At 63.9% G+C, this 18,056-nt stretch carries 17 protein-coding genes; 16 read left to right on the forward strand and 1 reads right to left on the reverse strand.

The window, feature by feature from the left end; all coding sequences use genetic code 11:
* The first annotated feature begins 29 nt into the window (after nt 1–29).
* The 16 genes from nusG (at nt 30) to GFS60_RS08525 (ending at nt 15,755) form a co-directional block, all read left to right on the forward strand.
* Nucleotides 30–860 (forward strand): transcription termination/antitermination protein NusG, encoded by an 831-nt coding sequence (gene nusG, locus GFS60_RS08450; protein WP_159920375.1) that lies wholly within the window; start codon nt 30–32, stop codon nt 858–860.
* A 61-nt stretch (nt 861–921) separates the two neighbouring features.
* Complete coding sequence (gene rplK, locus GFS60_RS08455) at nt 922–1,356, forward strand: 50S ribosomal protein L11 (protein WP_109327963.1); 435 nt, start codon at nt 922–924, stop codon at nt 1,354–1,356.
* Nucleotides 1,357–1,484: 128 nt separating this feature from the next.
* Nucleotides 1,485–2,201 carry a 50S ribosomal protein L1 gene (rplA, locus tag GFS60_RS08460; protein WP_005252097.1) on the forward strand — a complete coding sequence of 239 codons (717 nt, stop codon included), beginning with the start codon at nt 1,485–1,487 and terminating at the stop codon, nt 2,199–2,201.
* A 429-nt stretch (nt 2,202–2,630) separates the two neighbouring features.
* Nucleotides 2,631–3,188 (forward strand): 50S ribosomal protein L10, encoded by a 558-nt coding sequence (gene rplJ / locus GFS60_RS08465; RefSeq protein WP_109327965.1) that lies wholly within the window; start codon nt 2,631–2,633, stop codon nt 3,186–3,188.
* A gap of 78 nt (nt 3,189–3,266) precedes the next feature.
* Complete coding sequence (gene rplL / locus GFS60_RS08470; protein ID WP_012688867.1) at nt 3,267–3,656, forward strand: 50S ribosomal protein L7/L12; 390 nt, start codon at nt 3,267–3,269, stop codon at nt 3,654–3,656.
* Nucleotides 3,657–3,957: 301 nt separating this feature from the next.
* Entirely contained in the window at nt 3,958–5,046 is a 1,089-nt protein-coding gene (locus GFS60_RS08475) for an ABC transporter ATP-binding protein (RefSeq protein ID WP_109327967.1), read from the forward strand.
* 9 nt (nt 5,047–5,055) lie between these two features.
* On the forward strand, nt 5,056–5,850 hold the full coding sequence (locus GFS60_RS08480; protein ID WP_109327969.1) for an MlaE family ABC transporter permease: 795 nt from the start codon (nt 5,056–5,058) through the stop codon (nt 5,848–5,850).
* Nucleotides 5,851–5,854: 4 nt separating this feature from the next.
* Nucleotides 5,855–6,715: an MlaE family ABC transporter permease gene (locus GFS60_RS08485; protein WP_159920377.1), complete on the forward strand. Its 861-nt coding sequence runs from the start codon at nt 5,855–5,857 to the stop codon at nt 6,713–6,715.
* Entirely contained in the window at nt 6,712–8,070 is a 1,359-nt protein-coding gene (locus tag GFS60_RS08490; protein WP_159920379.1) for an MCE family protein, read from the forward strand. Before GFS60_RS08485 ends, GFS60_RS08490 begins: the two co-directional genes overlap by 4 nt.
* Entirely contained in the window at nt 8,067–9,146 is a 1,080-nt protein-coding gene (locus GFS60_RS08495; RefSeq protein WP_109327975.1) for an MCE family protein, read from the forward strand. The genes GFS60_RS08490 and GFS60_RS08495 overlap by 4 nt, the downstream gene beginning before the upstream one ends.
* Nucleotides 9,143–10,138 (forward strand): MCE family protein, encoded by a 996-nt coding sequence (locus GFS60_RS08500; RefSeq protein ID WP_109327977.1) that lies wholly within the window; start codon nt 9,143–9,145, stop codon nt 10,136–10,138. Before GFS60_RS08495 ends, GFS60_RS08500 begins: the two co-directional genes overlap by 4 nt.
* On the forward strand, nt 10,138–11,397 hold the full coding sequence (locus GFS60_RS08505) for an MCE family protein (protein WP_159920381.1): 1,260 nt from the start codon (nt 10,138–10,140) through the stop codon (nt 11,395–11,397). The genes GFS60_RS08500 and GFS60_RS08505 overlap by 1 nt, the downstream gene beginning before the upstream one ends.
* Entirely contained in the window at nt 11,394–12,677 is a 1,284-nt protein-coding gene (locus tag GFS60_RS08510) for an MCE family protein (RefSeq protein WP_159920383.1), read from the forward strand. The genes GFS60_RS08505 and GFS60_RS08510 overlap by 4 nt, the downstream gene beginning before the upstream one ends.
* Nucleotides 12,674–13,921, forward strand: a complete 1,248-nt coding sequence (locus tag GFS60_RS08515; protein WP_159920385.1) for an MCE family protein — start codon at nt 12,674–12,676, stop codon at nt 13,919–13,921. Before GFS60_RS08510 ends, GFS60_RS08515 begins: the two co-directional genes overlap by 4 nt.
* Nucleotides 13,922–14,055: 134 nt before the next feature.
* On the forward strand, nt 14,056–14,718 hold the full coding sequence (locus GFS60_RS08520) for a hypothetical protein (protein WP_159926984.1): 663 nt from the start codon (nt 14,056–14,058) through the stop codon (nt 14,716–14,718).
* Nucleotides 14,719–14,798: 80 nt separating this feature from the next.
* Nucleotides 14,799–15,755: a hypothetical protein gene (locus GFS60_RS08525; RefSeq protein ID WP_159920387.1), complete on the forward strand. Its 957-nt coding sequence runs from the start codon at nt 14,799–14,801 to the stop codon at nt 15,753–15,755.
* A 113-nt stretch (nt 15,756–15,868) separates the two neighbouring features.
* Here the strand turns inward: GFS60_RS08525 and GFS60_RS08530 are convergent, their stop codons facing one another.
* On the reverse strand, nt 15,869–18,040 hold the full coding sequence (locus GFS60_RS08530) for an MMPL family transporter (RefSeq protein WP_159920389.1): 2,172 nt from the start codon (nt 18,038–18,040) through the stop codon (nt 15,869–15,871).
* Between the last annotated feature and the right edge of the window lie 16 nt (nt 18,041–18,056).

Consider the following 18,056-nt stretch of genomic DNA (forward strand, 5'->3'; position numbering starts at 1 on the left):
GTGAGTGACGAGAGGAAGCGAGTGCCCCAGTGAGCACCCCCGAGAACGACACGAATGAGGCCTTGGCCGAAGAGCGTGTTTCTGCCGAGGCGGCAGCCGAAGTGGATGTCGAGGCTGCCGACGAGGGCATCGATGCTCCGGACACTGCCGGTGACGAGGTAGCCGAGCCGTCGAACGACGACACTGCCGTCGCCGAAGAGGCGCCCGCTGACGACGCAGTCGTCGCCGAGGAGCCCGAGGATCCGGTCGCCGAGCTGAAGGCCGCCCTGCGCCGTGCGCCTGGTGACTGGTACGTCATCCACTCCTACGCGGGCTACGAGAACAAGGTGAAGGCCAACCTCGAAACTCGTGTCCAGAACCTCGATGTCGGTGACTACATCTTCCAGGTGGAAGTTCCTACCGAAGAGGTCACCGAGATCAAGAACGGCCAGCGCAAGCAGGTCAACCGGAAGGTTCTGCCCGGTTACATCCTCGTCCGGATGGAGCTCAACGACGAGTCCTGGGGAGCCGTGCGCAATACGCCCGGTGTCACCGGATTCGTCGGTGCCACCTCCAGGCCGTCGCCGCTGACGCTGAACGAGGTCGTCAAGTTCCTGCTGCCGCAGCAGGAGCAGAAGAAGCAGGCTGCCGCCGCGGCAGTGTCCGCCGGTGACACCGGGGGAGAGAGCTTCGCGAAGCCGCTCATCGAGGTCGATTTCGAGGTCGGCGAGTCGGTCACCGTCATGGACGGCCCGTTTGCGACGCTTCCCGCCAGTATCAGCGAGGTCAACGCGGAGCAGCAGAAGCTCAAGGTTCTCGTCTCGATCTTCGGTCGCGAGACGCCCGTCGAGCTGTCCTTCACGCAGGTCGCGAAGATCTAGCGCCACACACACTTGCACTGCAGTAGCAAGAAACACACCCAGCAACAAATAGGAAATCGAGATGCCCCCCAAGAAGAAGAAGCTCGCAGGGCTCATCAAGCTTCAGATCCAGGCCGGTCAGGCTAACCCTGCACCGCCCGTGGGTCCCGCGCTTGGTCAGCACGGCGTGAACATCATGGAATTCTGCAAGGCCTACAACGCGGCGACTGAGTCTCAGCGCGGCAATGTTGTGCCGGTCGAAATCTCGGTCTACGAAGACCGCAGCTTCGATTTCAAGCTGAAGACCCCTCCGGCTGCCAAGCTGCTGCTCAAGGCTGCAGGCGTCCAGAAGGGCTCCGGCGAGCCGCACAAGACCAAGGTTGCCTCGGTGACCATGGACCAGGTGCGCGAGATCGCGAAGACCAAGCAGGAAGACCTCAACGCCAACGACATCGAGCAGGCCGCGAAGATCATCGCCGGCACCGCCCGGTCGATGGGCATCACGGTCGACGGCTGAGCCGTTTCCGTATGACGGCCACGGCCGTCGTGAGAACGCGTGGGAGGGCCGGCCAGGCCCCGACCACTACTGAACCATTCACCACTGCAGTTGGTCACACACTGTGGTGAGAAGTTAGGACAGAAAACATGGCAAAGCGCAGCAAGGCGTACCTCGCCGCCGCTGAGAAGATCGACTTCGACAAGCTGTACAGCCCGCTGCAGGCTGCGAAGCTGGCGAAGGAAACGTCGTCGAGCAAGATGGACGCGACCGTCGAGGTTGCCGTTCGTCTGGGCGTCGACCCCCGCAAGGCGGACCAGATGGTCCGCGGAACGGTCAACCTGCCGCACGGCACCGGTAAGACCGCCCGCGTCATCGTGTTCGCAGTCGGAGAAAAGGCCGCTGAGGCGGAGGCAGCTGGAGCCGACGCCGTCGGTGCCGAGGACCTCATCGAGCGGATTCAGGGTGGCTGGCTCGACTTCGACGCCGCGATCGCAACCCCCGACCAGATGGCCAAGGTCGGCCGCATCGCCCGCGTCCTGGGACCGCGTGGTTTGATGCCGAACCCCAAGACGGGCACCGTGACCGCCGATGTCACGAAGGCTGTCGCGGACATCAAGGGCGGAAAGATCAACTTCCGCGTCGACAAGCAGGCCAACCTGCACTTCGTGATCGGCAAGGCGTCGTTCGACGACGCCAAGCTGGTGGAGAACTACGGCGCCGCGCTGGACGAGATCCTGCGTGCGAAGCCGTCCTCCGCGAAGGGCCGTTACGTCAAGAAGGTCACCGTTTCGACCACCACCGGACCGGGCATCCCGGTGGACCCGAACCGCACCCGCAACCTTCTCGAGGATGCCGACGCGTAAAGTTCGTCACCTGTGCACAGCTCGGCCGGTACGGAGATCTCCGTACCGGCCGAGCTGTTTTTGCGCGGCGTCGACCCTGGTCGTGAAGACGCCGATTTGGTGGCGCGGCCGGTGATGCCGTAGTCTGTGCTGCGGAGTTCATGCAGGATTCGAACTCCACCCCAAATCATGTTCTACCCAAGACCGTTGGTGATCGTCCCCGCGAGGGTGCGATTGAAAGTCCGGGAATGTCCGGCGGCCCACGCAGGAGGACGAGGTAGGGGGATGCGTCTCGGTCGCGGTTTCGTACCCGGCTGAATGCCTCCTTTTCCGCCCCGTGTGCCCTGCACCGGGGCGTTTTGCATGTCGTGGACTGTGCACCGTCCGGATTCTCGGACGTGCGCAGCGGCTCCGAAGTGGGATAACGACTGTCATGAGAGGAGGCGAAGTATGGCAAAGCCTGAGAAGGTTTCCGCAGTTGCGGAGATCACCGAGCAGTTCAAGGGTTCGACCGCTGCTGTGATCACGGAATACCGTGGTCTGACGGTGGGCAACATCACGACACTGCGACGCGCTCTCGGAGAGGGTGCCACCTACTCCGTCGCCAAGAACACCCTGGTCAAGCGTGCCGCTGCTGAAGCGGGCGTCGAAGGCCTTGACGACCTTTTCGTCGGTCCGACCGCCATTGCATTCATCAAGGGCGAGCCGGTCGATGCAGCGAAGGCTATTAAGAACTTCGCGAAGGACAACAAGGCTCTCGTCATCAAGGGCGGCTACATGGACGGCGCTGCGCTGTCCGTGGATCAGGTCAACCGGATTGCGGACCTCGAGTCCCGCGAGGTCCTGTTGGCCAAGCTTGCCGGCGCGATGAAGGGCAACTTGGCAAAGGCCGCAGGCCTGTTCAATGCTCCTGCCTCGCAGGTGGCCCGTCTGGCTGCCGCACTGCAGGAGAAGAGGGCCGCCGAGGGTGGAGCAGAAGCTCCGGCCGAGGCTCCCGCCGAAAGCTGATCCGCACCCGCGCATCACAGCTATAACCCCGCCCGGTCGCGGATCAGCGACATGGGACTTACAGGAAGGACCGCCATCATGGCGAAGCTCAGCACCGAAGAGTTGTTGGACCAGTTCAAGGAGCTCACCCTTCTCGAGCTGTCGGAGTTCGTGAAGGCATTCGAGGAGACCTTCGAGGTCACCGCGGCTGCTCCGGTCGCCGTTGCCGCTGCGGGCGCCCCGGCTGCTGCCGGCGCCGACGCTGCCGAGGAGCAGGACGAATTCGACGTCGTCCTCGAGTCGGCTGGCGACAAGAAGATCCAGGTCATCAAGGTCGTTCGTGAGGTCGTCTCCGGCCTCGGCCTGAAGGAAGCCAAGGACCTCGTCGAGGGTGCTCCGAAGGCCATCCTGGAGAAGGTTGCCAAGGACGCGGCCGACGCCGCCAAGGAGAAGCTCGAGGCTGCAGGCGCGAAGATCACCGTCAAGTAAGACGGTTTCGCGCTGCTCTACCCGAGCGGACGAACGAGGGCCACTTCCCACTTGTGGGGAGTGGCCCTTTTTCATGTCCGGACGGAGTCCGGAGTGTCGAAATTCAGAGCGAGAAACTGAACGTGCGACCAGCTCAAAACGCCCTCGTCACCGCAGCTCAGCGGGTATGTTTTGCATTGTGGTACCCCGTGTTGGCATGCTTTCTTACCGGTGAGTAGCATACTCTGTCACAGGTAACACTTCGATGCGATAGAGTGACCCAACCCACACGGGGTGTATGCATCGAACGGTCGCGGAGGTAATGGTGGGTGTCGAGGTAGCCGTCGAGGGACTGACCAAGTCGTTCGGTTCGCAGAGGATCTGGCAGGACGTCACGTTGACCCTTCCGGCAGGTGAGGTCAGTGCGCTGCTGGGCCCGTCGGGTACGGGTAAGTCGGTGTTTCTCAAGTCGTTGATCGGTCTGCTCCGCCCGGAGCAGGGCTCGATCGTGATCGACGGCACCAACATTCTCGAGTGCTCGTCCAAGGAGCTCTACGAGATCCGGAAGTTGTTCGGTGTGCTGTTCCAGGACGGCGCTCTGTTCGGGTCGATGAACCTCTTCGACAATGTGGCGTTCCCGTTGCGGGAGCACACGAAGAAGTCCGAATCCGACATCCGCAAGATCGTGATGGAGAAGATGGAACTCGTCGGCCTGCTCGGGGCCGAGGAGAAGCTGCCCGGTGAGATTTCCGGTGGTATGCGCAAGCGTGCGGGCCTGGCCCGCGCCCTGGTGCTCGATCCGCAGATCATTCTGGTGGACGAGCCGGACTCGGGTCTGGATCCGGTGCGTACCACCTATATTTCGCAGACGTTGATCGACATCAACGCCGAGATCGACGCGACGATTCTGATCGTCTCGCACAACATCAACCTCGCTCGGACGGTGCCGGACAACATCGGCATGTTGTTCCGTCGGCATTTGGTGATGTTCGGTCCGCGGGAGGTGCTGCTCACCAGTGAGGAGCCGGTGGTCAAGCAGTTCCTCAACGGCACGATGATCGGTCCGATCGGGATGTCGGAGGAGAAGGACGAGGCGCAGATGGCGCAGGAGCAGGCGATGGTCGACGCCGGTCACCATGCCGGTGGTGTCGACGACGTCGAGGGCATCGTCCCGCAGATGAAGGCGACGCCGGGGATGCCGTTCCGGCAGGCCGTGGCCCGCCGGCAGGAACGCGTCCGGCACATCATGCACACCCTGCCGCCGAGCGCGCAGGCCGCAATTCAGGAAAGCCTCGACGAAACATCCGGCAACGGCGGCGACTACGACTACGCCTACAGCCAGGAAGATACGCAGGTCCTCCCGGCATACCGGGGCGAAGGATACGAGAACACCACTCACGGGCAAGGGTAGGCATAACGGATGGGGGTTACCCGCAGCTCCGTCTTGCGGCCGGTCAACGGTGCGCTGACGCAGGCCGGAAACATCGTCGAGCTTTTCGTCGACGTCGCACGAAACACGTTCAAACGACCGTTCCAGTTCCGCGAGTTCATCGAACAAGCCTGGTTCATCGCGAGCGTGACGATCCTGCCCACCGCTATGGTGGCGATTCCGTTCGGCGCAGTGGTGTCACTGCAGACGGGGTCGCTGATCAAGCAGCTCGGCGCCGAGTCGTTCACGGGAGCGGCCAGCGTGCTCGCCGTCATTCAGCAGGGTTCCCCGCTGGTGACAGCACTCCTGGTGGCCGGGGCTGCGGGCTCGGCTGTCACGGCGGATCTCGGTGCGCGAACGATTCGCGAAGAGATCGATGCCATGGAGGTTCTGGGTATCAACCCCGTGCAGCGCCTCGTGGTGCCCAGGGTCCTCGCGATGGTTCTCGTCGCAATTCTCCTCAACGGATTGGTGTCCGTGGTCGGTATCGCCGGCGGCTACTTCTTCAATGTGATTCTCCAAGGGGGCAATCCCGGTGCGTACCTGGCATCGTTCTCGGCCTTCGCGCAGCTCCCCGACATCTGGGTGGGTGAACTCAAGGCGGCCGTCTTCGGCGTCATCGCCGGTGTCATTGCGGCGTACAAGGGTTTGCATCCGAAGGGCGGTCCCAAGGGTGTCGGTGACGCCGTGAACCAGTCGGTGGTCATCACGTTCCTGCTGCTGTTCTTTGCCAACCTGATCTTGACCATGGTGTACCTCCAGATCGTTCCGGCGAAGGGATCGTGACCCGATGACAATCGCAAAGGGACGCGGTGACCGGACGCTCATGGCTGCGCGCCGTGTCGGGCGTGCGCCACTCAACGTGCTCGACCGGGCCGGCGAGCAGATGTCGTTCTACGCCAGGGCGATCGCGTGGTCGCCGCACACGCTCGTGCACTACCGCAAGGAAGTTCTGCGGTTGCTCGCCGAAGTGACCTTCGGCAGTGGGGCGCTCGCAGTCATCGGCGGAACCATCGGCGTCATCGCGATGATGTCCGGGTTCACCGGCGTAGTCGTCGGATTGCAAGGTTTCGCAGCCTTGGAGCAGCTGGGCAGCTCCGTGCTCACCGGCTTCCTGTCCGCCTACGTCAACACCCGTGAGATCGCACCCATCGTCGCGGCTCTCGCGCTGTCGGCAACAGTCGGTTGTGGTTTCACGGCGCAGCTGGGTGCGATGCGTATCTCCGAGGAAATCGACGCACTGGAAGTCATGGCGGTGCCGAGTGTTCCGTTCCTCGTCACCACGCGCATGGTCGCCGGTTTCGTTGCAGTCATTCCGCTCTATATCGTGGGTCTTCTTGCGGCATACCTTGCGTCCCGGCTCATCAGCACTTTGTTCAATGGTCAATCGACCGGTTCGTACGATCATTACTTCAATTTGTTCCTGCCACCGCAAGATGTCCTCTACTCCTTCGCGAAGGTACTCATCTTCGCGTTCGTCTTGATCCTGATCCACTGCTACTACGGCTATCACGCCTCGGGCGGCCCCGCCGGCGTGGGCGTGGCCGTGGGCAGGGCAGTCCGCACCGCGATCGTGACGATCGCCGTACTCGACTTCTTCCTGAGCCTCGCCATCTGGGGCACGACGACCACAGTGAGGGTGGCCGGATGAGCAACACATCATCTGTTGTGGGTCGACGGGTGCTGGGGCTGGTGTTCTTCCTTGTCCTGGCTCTGTTCCTGGCCGTCACGATCGGCATGTTCAACAAGACGTTCACCAAGGTGGTCAAGATCGGGCTGGTCACCGACACCGTCGGAAATGCGCTCCCGCCCAATGCGGACGTCAAGGTGCGTGGCCTGATCGTCGGAGAGGTGCGGTCGGCCTCCACCAAGGAGGGTGAGGTCACCTTGGATCTGGCCATTCAGCCGGACAAGGCCGAGCTCATTCCGTCCAACGCGACGGCGCGATTGCTGCCCAAGACCCTGTTCGGCGAACGGTACGTATCGCTGATCGTGCCGGAGGGGGACACGGCTCCGCCGATCCAGGCCGGTGACGTCCTCGAGCAGGACAAGAGCGGGAACGCCGTCGAGATCGGCGAGGTCCTCGACGGCTTGCTGCCGCTGCTGCAGGCGATCCCGCCGCAGGACCTGGCGAACACGCTCGGCGCACTGTCGCAGGGACTCAGTGGGCGCGGTGCCGAACTCGGTCTGACGCTCGACCGGCTCGAGGAGATCTTCGCCGGACTCAACACGGAACTTCCTGCGATTCAGGAAGACCTGCGGGGTATCGCGGACTTCTCGCAGACGTATTCGGAGGCGGCGCCGGACCTGGTCAACGCGCTCGACAACCTCAGGACCACAGGGAACACCGTGGTGGAGAAGCAGAACGAGCTCTCCACACTGCTGGTGTCCCTGACCGCGACGGGTGCGAGCACGGCAGACCTCCTGCAGACCAACGCGGAGTCGATCGTGAACATCGCGGCCGATTCCCGTGAGGCGCTGCAGATTCTCGGCCGGTATTCGCCGAGCTTCGGCTGCACGTTCGCCGGGTTCGCGAAGACGGCTCCCATCGCACGTGCACTGCTTGCGCCGGACGACCCGAACCCGGGTGTGCGTGCCAGCGTGCAGTTCGTCAATCCGAAGGGCCGATACTTGCCTAACCAGGACGAGCCGCGCCTGCTCGACAACCGCGGACCCGCCTGCTACGACAACGTCACCGCACCCGGCGGCAAGTTCCCGCAGTATCCGGGTGGGTCGTCGTACAACGACGGTGCCTACCAGGTGCCTTCGCGTAACCCGGGACCGTCCACCATCGACTTCTTCCCCGCGCCGGCCGGCGTACCGGACCAGGTTCCGGGATGGGGAGCCGAGGTCACACCCGCCAGCTATGCGGGTTCGAAGATGGAACAGGACACGCTCGACGTCGTGTACGGCGAGGCAGGAGGCATGGCGCCCGAGGACGTGCCGAGCTGGACGACACTCGTCGGTGCACCGACCATGAGGGGGACTGAGGTGAGTTTCAAGTGAGGGGCCTCCTTGCGCCGCTGATCAAGCTGATCATCTTTGCTGTGGTCACGATTCTGGCCACAGGTCTGCTCGCGGCCACCATCGCCAACCTCGGTGGTGGCGGCGGCACCAAGTTCAACGCGATCTTCTCGGATGTCACCTCGCTCAACGAGGGTGACGAAGTGCGTATCGCAGGAGTGCGAGTCGGCCAGGTCGAGAAGATCGCGATCGTCGACGACCGCGAAGCCGAGGTGCAGTTCACCGTGGCTGATCGAGATTGGTTGCCCGCGAGCACCACTGCGACGATTCGGTTCCGAAACCTTGTGGGGCAGCGGTACATCTCGCTCCAGCAGGGCGAGGGCCAGCAGGGGAAGAAGATCACCGCCGGTGACACCATTCCCCTCGAGCGAACCAAACCCGCAGTCAACCTCACGACGCTGTTCAACGGATTCCGTCCGCTCTTCCAGACGCTCAGCGCCGAGGACGTCAACAAGTTGTCCTATCAGATCATCCAGGTGTTCCAGGGCGAGTCGGGAACCATCACCGAACTCGTGCGGAACACAGCGAGTCTCACCAACACGGTGGCAGACAAGGACCGGGTGATCGGTGCGGTGATCAACAACCTCAACGATGTGCTCGCCACGGTCAACCAGCGCGACGACCAGCTCGATGCCCTGATCGTGAACACACAGCAGCTCGTCACCGGGTTGTCCGAGGAGCGCGGTACCGTCGGGTCGGCGGTCACGTCCCTCGCCGGCCTCACCGACGCGACCGCAGATCTCCTCGAACCCACGAGGCCGTCCATTCAGGAGTCCATCACTTCGCTCAATACGCTGGCGACGACGTTGAACCGCAACTCCGATACGGTCAACGGCGTTCTGGAAACCCTTCCCGTCAAGCTCGAGAAGCTCGGGCGGGCGGCCAGTTACGGCTCGTGGTTCCAGTTCTACCTGTGTGGAATCGACATCGTTGCAGGCCCGGGAACGGCACCTCAACTGAACTTGCCCACCGGCCTGCCGACCGTGAACCAACCGCTGTACACCAACTCGGCGAAACGGTGCTCGCTGGACGGCCTACGGGAGTTGCAAACACGATGAGAAAACGTCGCAGCCCGGCAGTGGCTGGTGCCCTCGGCATCCTCGTGGTGCTCTTGGCGACCCTGTCGGCATTCTTCCTCGACTCGCTGCCCTTGATCGGCGCCGGATCGACCTACACCGCGCAATTCTCCGAGGCTGCAGGCCTGAAGCCGTCCAACGAGGTGCGCATCGCCGGTGTGAAGGTCGGCAAGGTCACCGCTGTCGAACTCGACGGAGACCACGTCAACGTCGACTTCAAGGTCACCGATGCGTGGGTTGGCAACGAAACCTCGGCATCGATTCAGATCAAAACGATTCTGGGCCAGAAGTATTTGGCGCTCGACCCCCGGGGTTCCGACTCGTTGAATCCCAATGACCCGATTCCGCTGGAGCGCACCACCTCTCCCTATGACGTGGTCGAAGCGTTCTCGGCGGCAGCGGAAACGGTGGGCGACATCGACTCCGATCAACTGGCGGAAAGCATGGTGACGTTGTCGCAGGCCTTCGAGGGCACGCCGTCGGAGATCCGCGCGTCGCTCGACGGCGTCAGCAGGCTGTCGGAGACCATCGCGAGCCGCGACCAGGAACTGCGGAAGTTGTTCGACGCGACCGGTACGACGACGAAAGTACTCGCCGACCGCAACGCCGAATTCAACCGGCTGATCACTGATGCGGGCCTTCTGCTCGCCGAACTCAACAGTCGCCAGCAGTCGATCTCACAGCTGCTGACCGGAACCCAGAGGCTGTCGCAGCAGTTGACAGGTCTCGTACGCGAGAACGAAGCCACGATCGGTCCCGCACTCGAACAACTCAACGGGGTCGTCGAAATTCTGAAGGCCAACAACGAGAACCTGGACAGGGCGATGAAACTGTACGAACCGTTCGTCCGCCTGTACACGAACGTGGTCGGCAACGGGCGCTGGTTCGACCAGGTCGTGGTCAACCTTCTTCCGCCGGGTCTCCCGGACATTCCCAGACCCCGTGATCCCGTCCGTACGTTGGGGGGTAACTGATGGCTGACACCGACAACGGAGAAACCCGGGGAACCAACCGCGGTCAGATCGCAGTAGTCGCGGCGATCGTCATTGTCGCGCTGGTGGTTGCGGGGGCGCTGTGGTGGGTGTTCACCCGCGCAGGCACCACCAAGATCACCGCCTATTTCGACAAGTCCGTAGGCATCTACGAGGGTTCCGACGTCCGTGTCCTCGGAGTGAAGGTCGGGTCGATCAACTCGGTGGAGCCACAGGGTGATCAAGTGAAGGTCGAGATGCGGGTCGACCGCGGCATCGACATTCCCGCCGACGCGAAGGCCGCACAGGTCACACCGTCCGTGGTCGCCGACCGCTACGTTCAGCTCACGCCCGTCTATACCGGCGGAGAGACGATGGAGAGCGGTGCCGTGATCCCGCGGGATCGCACGGCTACGCCCGTCGAGGTGGACGAGCTGTACGCAAGTATCGAGAAGCTGTCGGCCGCCCTGGGTCCGGAAGGCGCGAACAAGGAAGGTGCACTGACCGAATTCGTCGAAACCGGCGCCGCGAACCTCGATGGCAACGGTGAGGCGTTGGGGCAGAGCATCAATCAGCTCTCGGACGCCGCACGTACGCTCAACGAGAGCCGTGGCGACCTGTTCGACACCGTCAAGAACCTCCAGGTGTTCGTCAGTGCTCTGGCTGCCAACGATCAGCAGGTCCGGGAGTTCAACACGCAGTTGGCCGACCTGTCCGGATTCCTCGCCGGCGAGCGCGAAAACCTCGGTGCGGCGCTGAACCAGCTGGCCATCGCTCTCGGTGACGTCTCGAAGTTCGTCGCCGACAACAGGGAGCTGCTCGCCGAGAATCTCGACGATCTCGTCCCGGTCACCCAGACGCTGGCCGACAACCGCGACTCGTTGGTGAACTCGCTGACATTGCTCCCGTTGGCCGTCAGCAACCTGGCCAACTCGTACGACGCGGAGTCCGGGAACCTGGCGTCGCGCCTGGCGTTCCCCGAACTCCAGGATCCTGCCGGTGTGATCTGCAAGTTGATCGACCTCGGCAGGCTCGTGCCCGGTGATCCGCGTTTCGAAGCGCTGGGGCGTCAGATGCAGCCGTTGATCGACAACTGCAAGAACATCACCTCGCAGATCACGGCATCGGTGGCCTCGCCGACGCTCGTGCTCCCGTTCGGAATCCTGAGCGGCGAGAACATCCAGCGAACGGTCACTCCCGGCACGGTGCCGGGTGTCGTGTCGCCACGGTTCGACGACGCAGTAGGCGGTGAGGGCGAATGAGGCGTTCGGTCATTGTCGGTGCCGGGGTGTGCGCTGTCGCCCTCGCAGTGAGTTCCTGTTCGTCGGAAGGTATCTACGGTGTTCCGCTGCCCGGTGGGCCGGACGTCGGGAGCGACCCCATGCACCTGACGATCCAGTTCGACGACGTGCTCGACCTGGTACCCCAGTCGGCCGTCAAGGTGGACGGTGTGCCGGTGGGTCGGGTGGAGTCGATCAAGGTGGCTCCGGACGGCTGGTCGGCCGATGTCGAGGTCATCCTCGATTCGTCGGTGGACCTGGCTGCGAATGCAGTCGCGGCAATCGAACAAACCAACCTCCTCGGTGAAAAGTTCGTGCAGTTGTCCGAACCTCCGGAAGACAAGGATCCGGACCGGTTGCAGAGCGGCGACACGATCAGCCTCGATCGCACCCGGCACGCCACCGAAATCGAGCAGGTCCTCGGCGCGCTGTCGCTGTTGCTCAACGGCGGTGGTGTCGGGCAGCTCCAGCCGATCGTGCACGAACTGAGCACTGCACTCGACGGTCGTGAAGGCCGGGTGCGCAGTTTGCTGGAGCAGGCCAACACGCTCATCGACGGTCTCAATCAGCAACGGGACGACATCACGCGGGCGCTCGACGGCCTCGACGCCTTGACGACGCGCGTGAACGAGCAGAACGAGAAGATCGGGCTCATCCTGGATGACCTGCCGATCGCTGCCCAGGTGCTCAACGAGCAACGCCCGCAGCTGACGCAGATGCTGGTGCAGCTCGATCGGCTCGGTGCGGTCGGCACGGATGTCATCACCCGATCGAAGAACGATCTGATCGCCGACCTCCTGGCGCTTCGTCCGACACTCAAGGCGCTGGCCGATGCCGGCGACGACCTACCCAACTCCCTGGCGTTCATCCCGACGGTTCCGTTCCCGGACGGAGTCGAGCAGATCGCTCTCGGTGGCTCGGTCAACCTTTTCCTGTCGGTCGATCTCCAGATCGGCGACGCGCTGAGCGCGCTCGGTGTCGGGCAGGGCAATCCGGTGTACGTGTCACCGAAATTCGGCGAGCCGAAGCCGATCGTCGACCCGACCAACCCGTACTACAACGGCAACGGTCCGCGACCGGGCTGGCCGACGATCTCACTGCTGCCGGTGCCTCCGATCGTTCCAGTCCCGACTTCGGGCCTGCGGCTCCCGGCGCTGCCCGGCACCGCGCCCGCCGGCGCAACCCCGGGCGCGGAGACACCGTCCCCGCAGAACCCGATGGGGGGACTGCTCGAGCAGTTCGGAATTGGGGGTGGACAGTGAGATCGCGACTGGTCAAGATTCAGCTCGTCGCTTTTGCCGTGGTCGCGCTGTTGGGCCTCGTCTACGTGGGCGCCAAGTACGTCCGTCTCGACAATCTGCTCGGGTTCGGCGAGTACGACGTGAACGCACAGTTCAGGGATTCCGGCGGCATCTTCACCAATGCCGAGGTGACATACCGGGGAGTGCCGGTCGGCCGGGTCGGCGAGCTGTCACTCACGTCGGACGGACTGAACGTCGAACTCAAGCTCAAGAAGGGCGGCCCCGAGATCCCCGCTTCGGCGAAGGCGGTCGTCGCAAACCGTTCCGCGATCGGTGAGCAGTACGTCGACCTCCAGCCGGACAGCGACGAGGGCCCGTACCTCGCCGAGGGCTCGATGATCACCGAGGCCAACACCTCGACCCCCGTGCCGGTGGAGCAGGTGTTGATGAGTGTCAACGGGCTCGTCCGGTCGGTTCCGACGGACGCGCTGCGTACGGTCACCACTGAACTGGGAACGGCATTGAACGGCAAGGGCGAAGATCTCCAGACGCTGGCGGATGCTCTGTCCACGCTGACCGATGACGGGCTCGACGTTCTACCGGAAACCCTGACCTTGATCCGCGACAGCCAGACGGTATTGGCAACGCAGTCGGATCAGTCGTCGGCGATCATGCAGTTCAGCTCGGATCTCGACGCCGTCGCCGCGCAGCTGCGCACCAGTGACCCCGACGTGCGGGCGGTCATCGACAACGGCATTCCTGCCAGTGACGAACTCGGCCTGCTGGTCGATCGGACGGGGCCCAGTCTCACGACCGATCTGACCAATCTGTCGGCGCTGGGTCAGAAGCTGGCGCCTCAGGCGATCGCATTGCGGCCGATCCTGATGTTCCTTCCGGCGATCGCCGCTTCCGCGTCGACCGTCGCGCCGAACGACGGAACGGTGCACCAGGGCATCGTGCTCGAGACGAACAACCCGCCGTCGTGCACGATCGGTTACGAGGGGACGCATGAAATCCTCGCCGAAATGCAGCGGCGGGATCCGAACTTCGACGACACCCAGCAGGACTTCCCGTACAACACGGAGGCCAATTGTGACGTGCCTCAGGGGAGCGTGACCGGTGTGCGAAGTGCAGACCGAATCGTGTTCGCCGATCCGGACACGATTCAGCCCTGGGATTTCAAGCCGAAGGTCATGCCGGACACCCTCAACTTGAATCCCATTGCAACGCAGCTCGCTCCGCTTCTCGGGGTTACTCCCAAGTAGCATCTCGGGTTCCATTCGAGCGAGCCGAAGAAAACAATCAGTAGGGTATTGGTGTGACGCGAACTACCACGCCCCCGGAGTCGAACTCATCGGCGCCGGGGAAGGACAGAACTCTGAAGGCCTCGTTTGCTGCGGTGACCGCACTGGTGGTGGTCGCGGTGATTGCAGCCGGATGGTTTGGCTTCGGGTGGGCGCGAGCGCTCTTCGTGGACAAGCCGATCGCCGACGCACGGGATTCCGCGTTGAACGGTGCGCAGCAGGCCGCGATCAACCTCAATTCGGTCGACTCCGCAAACCTCGAAGGTTCCTTCGAGAACATGAAGTCGTCCATCACGGGCGACAAAATGAACCAGGATCTTCAGGCGACCATGGACGGGTTCACCGACCAGATGCGCCAGTCGGGTGCGACGAGCAAGGCCGAACTGATGCAGGGCACTCTGACGGAGCTGAACACGGATGACGGCCTCGCGAAGGCACTGGTCGTCGTAGCGGTCACCACGACGTGGCCTGACCGTTTCGACAAGTCCAAGGTCACCATGAGGTTGGACGTGCAGGACGTCGACGGTGTCTGGAAGGCGTCTTCCGTCGAGCCGGTGGGTGCGCGTATCCCCCTCGAAAACGGCCCGCTGCCCGCCGACGGCGCCGCACCGGCACCGGCAGAGCAGGCACCGGTACCGGCACCGGCAGAGCAGGCACCGGTACCGGCACCGGGGGAGCAGGCCCCGGTACCGACCGATGGTCCGGCCGCCCCCGCGCCCGAGTTGGTTCCGGCGCCCGGTGACACCGGCGGTCAGTAGTTGTGATGAGCCGCGCCGGATTCGTCGCCGCGGTGCCCACGTCGACGAGAGTTCGTCGTGCAATGAGAAAGTGGTGAACTATGCCCCCCAAGCGCCGTAACAACGTGCCGGACAGCGCTGCAAAGGGCAGGCGTCCCCGGGTAGCGGGAACCCGCAACCGTGTCAACGACCCGGCATCGCGAGTAACTCCGCCGCCTTCGCCCACGACGAAACTTCCGAAGAAGTCGTCGACTGATCCTGAGCAGGACCCGACCGCGAAAAGCCCTGTCGGGCAGGAGAATGTGGCGGCAGCGGCTGCCGTCGACACGGCCGCGACGCCGGACACGAAGACCGCTGACACGAAGACCGCTGACACGAAGCCCGCGGATACGGGCGAGCCGGTGTCGATGGCGAAGTCGACGCCGGTGAAGAAGGCAGCGCCGGGCGCCAAGACTGTGTCCACGGCCAAGGCAAGTGCGGCAGGGAAGGCGAAGGTTCCCAACCTGCAGCCGCGTATCAGTACCCAATCGGCTCCGAAGGTGACCCCCGAGAGCGGCAGTAGCCGTATCACGTGGAAGCTCGTGGGGATACTGGGTGCCGTCGCAGCGGTGCTGGGCATCTTCGCGGTCGTGGCGGCATTTCAGCCGGGCGGAAACATCACCAACACCGCGTGGGTGGACGAGAGTGGCACCGCGGAGGTGACCAAGGCCGGAACCGAGGCGATCGAGTCGCTGTACACCTACAACTACGAGACGATCGACCAGGACTTCGACAAGGCCCGTGGTTACTTGAACGAGGCCAAGCGTGCCGAGTTCGATCAGACTGCGGCGACGACGAAGGACGCGGCCATCCAGACCAAGACTGCCACCGAGGCGTCGGTCACCGACATCGGTGTCACCTTCCTCGAAGGAGACAGGGCGGAACTCTTGGCGCACATGAACGTAAGTGCCACGGGAGACGCTGTGGCGCAGGGCAGTGCGGCAACTCCGTTGTCGGTCAAGCTGGAGAAGGTCGACGGCAAGTGGGTGCTGTCCGACATCTCGGACAGCGAAGGCTGAGCTGATTAACGCTCCCGGACGAGCGGCCTCGGGAACTGTGTAGTCAGCTGAACCGTGTAGTCAGCTGAACAACGAATTCGGCAGTGCGACTGGGGTAGTGCGGTTCGGTGTGCCTATCGGGGTGACGTGTCGACCGGAAAAGTCTGTGCCGCAACGGTTTTCGAGTTCCCATTCGCGTCGGACGGTACCCGTCGCGGCGTGAGGAATCCGGGCGCCCACCAGTTCGCCTCACCCATCAGTGCGACGAGGGCGGGGACGAGCATCATCCGGATCACGGTGGCGTCGATGATCAAGGCCACGATCATGCCCAGGCCGATGAACCGCATCATCGTCAGGTCCGAGAAGGTGAAGGCTCCCGTGACAACGATGAGAAGTGCGGCCGCGGCCGTGACGATGCGGCCGGTGTGCGCGGTGCCGATCCGCACGGCATCTTCCGTTGACGCGCCCTGCTCGTGGGCCTCGACCATCCGCGACATCAGGAAGATCTCGTAGTCGGTGGAGAGTCCGAACACGACGGCGATGATGAGGACGACCATCGTCGCGGGCAGTGGGCCCGGCGTCACACCGAGTAGTTCGGCTCCGTGACCGTCCTCGAAAATCCACGTGAGGATGCCGAACGAGGCGGCGAGGCTGAGGGTGGCCATCGCGATCGCCTTCAGCGGCAGGACGACGGAGCCGAAAGCCGGGACCATCAGGGCGAAGGTGACGGCCACCATGATCCCGATCATCCACGGCAGTGTGGCGCCCATCGAGTCCAGCCCGTCGGCGGTGAGGGCGTTGAGTCCGCCGATGTGTTTCTCGGTGCCTGCCGGCGCCGGGAGCTCGCGGAGAGTGGCTGCCGTCGTCATCGCCCCTTCCGTTCTGTCGGCGTCGTCGAAGATGGCCCGGATTGCGGTGAAGCTTTCCGTGGTGCCGACCGGAACCACGCGGCGAACGCCCGCCACCTCCGCCGTCGCCTGAAAGAACTCCGCGGTCGCCGAAGCCGGCGGAGCCTTGCCGTCGGTGCCGAACAGGACGAGAGTCGCACCGTTGTTGGCGAGCGGGAAGTCGGTGGCCAGATCGTCGACGGCGAGACGGGCCGGATGACCCGCCGGCAGCCCGGTGTGATCCAGGTCGCCGAGCGAGGCGCCGACGAGCGGGGCGGAGAGGACCAGCAGTCCGGCGACGATACCGACGGCAACAGCGACGGGCCGCCGCATCACCCGGGCGGCGACACCGCCCCAGAATCGGTGTGCCCGGTCCTCGCTACGTTCGACCACCCCCGGGCGCCAGGTGAGCGAGTTGATTCGGGGGCCGAGGACGGTGAGTGCGGCGGGTAGCGCCGACAGCGACAGGACTGCGGCGATACCGATGGCTGCCATGCCCCCGTAGGCGAACGACCGGACCAGCGCCTGCGGGAAGACGAGCATGCCCACGAACCCGCAGACGAGGAGGAGTGCGGAGAACCCCACGGTCCGTCCAGCGGTGGCCATCGTGCGCTGAACAGCGTCCGAGGTCTCGGCCCCGGACCGCAGTTCCTCACGGAAGCGGGTTACGACGAACAGCCCGTAGTCGACGGACATCCCCAGCCCGACGAGGCTGGCGATATTGATCGAGAACGCGCTGACCTCGGTGAAGTAGGAGATTCCTCGCAGTGCACCGAGTGCGCCCAGGATCGCGAGGCCGCCGATGCACAGCGGGACGGCGGCCCCCACGAGTCCGCCGAAAATGACAAGGAGCAAGACCAGGAGGATCGGGAAGGAAATGGCTTCGGCCGTGATCAGGTCGCTCTCCGACTCCTCGTTGTACGCATTGGCGATCACGCTGAATCCGCTGAACTCGGTATTCACACCGTCGATGAGGAGAAGGGGTGCGAGATCGTGGTACGCGGCGATCCTGGTGTTCTCGCTGCCGCGTAGAGACAGGACGACGAGTCCCTCGGTGCCGTCGGTGGAGCGCAGAAACTCCCGGGCCTGCGCCGGCGCCGTCCAGTACGAGAGGGGAGTGTTGGCGAGCGCAGCCGGATCGATCTGCGCCAGCCGCGCGGACACCTCGGGACCCAGGGCGTCGATCGACTCTCCGGGACGTGCCGTGTAGGTCACCGCGAGGTCGGGCGTCTGGCGGCCGAACTCCTCCTCGATCAGGTTCTCGACGCCCGCCGATTCGCTCCCTGGGTCGGTGTACCCACCCAGGCTCAGCCGGTCGAACACCCCCGAACCCCAGGCGCCGCTCGCCAGCACGAGAAAAATCACCGCCGTCAGGACCAGCTTCGGGCGGGCAACGACGAGAGCACTCCAGCGCGTCACGGCCCTCCTTCCCCCG

It is taken from the genome of Rhodococcus sp. WAY2 (assembly GCF_009859915.1).
GTDB lineage: Bacteria > Actinomycetota > Actinomycetes > Mycobacteriales > Mycobacteriaceae > Rhodococcus_F > Rhodococcus_F oxybenzonivorans.

What these genes read in the sequence shown, in the direction of transcription:
- rplJ (WP_109327965.1), top strand. Translation starts at nt 2,631, where the DNA reads ATGGCAAAGCCTGAGAAGGTTTCCGCAGTTGCGGAGATCACCGAGCAG.
- GFS60_RS08490 (WP_159920379.1), top strand. Translation starts at nt 6,712, where the DNA reads ATGAGCAACACATCATCTGTTGTGGGTCGACGGGTGCTGGGGCTGGTG.
- GFS60_RS08475 (WP_109327967.1), top strand. Translation starts at nt 3,958, where the DNA reads ATGGTGGGTGTCGAGGTAGCCGTCGAGGGACTGACCAAGTCGTTCGGT.
- GFS60_RS08525 (WP_159920387.1), top strand. Translation starts at nt 14,799, where the DNA reads ATGCCCCCCAAGCGCCGTAACAACGTGCCGGACAGCGCTGCAAAGGGC.
- rplL (WP_012688867.1), top strand. Translation starts at nt 3,267, where the DNA reads ATGGCGAAGCTCAGCACCGAAGAGTTGTTGGACCAGTTCAAGGAGCTC.
- rplA (WP_005252097.1), top strand. Translation starts at nt 1,485, where the DNA reads ATGGCAAAGCGCAGCAAGGCGTACCTCGCCGCCGCTGAGAAGATCGAC.
- GFS60_RS08500 (WP_109327977.1), top strand. Translation starts at nt 9,143, where the DNA reads ATGAGAAAACGTCGCAGCCCGGCAGTGGCTGGTGCCCTCGGCATCCTC.
- GFS60_RS08485 (WP_159920377.1), top strand. Translation starts at nt 5,855, where the DNA reads ATGACAATCGCAAAGGGACGCGGTGACCGGACGCTCATGGCTGCGCGC.
- GFS60_RS08505 (WP_159920381.1), top strand. Translation starts at nt 10,138, where the DNA reads ATGGCTGACACCGACAACGGAGAAACCCGGGGAACCAACCGCGGTCAG.
- GFS60_RS08480 (WP_109327969.1), top strand. Translation starts at nt 5,056, where the DNA reads ATGGGGGTTACCCGCAGCTCCGTCTTGCGGCCGGTCAACGGTGCGCTG.
- rplK (WP_109327963.1), top strand. Translation starts at nt 922, where the DNA reads ATGCCCCCCAAGAAGAAGAAGCTCGCAGGGCTCATCAAGCTTCAGATC.
- GFS60_RS08510 (WP_159920383.1), top strand. Translation starts at nt 11,394, where the DNA reads ATGAGGCGTTCGGTCATTGTCGGTGCCGGGGTGTGCGCTGTCGCCCTC.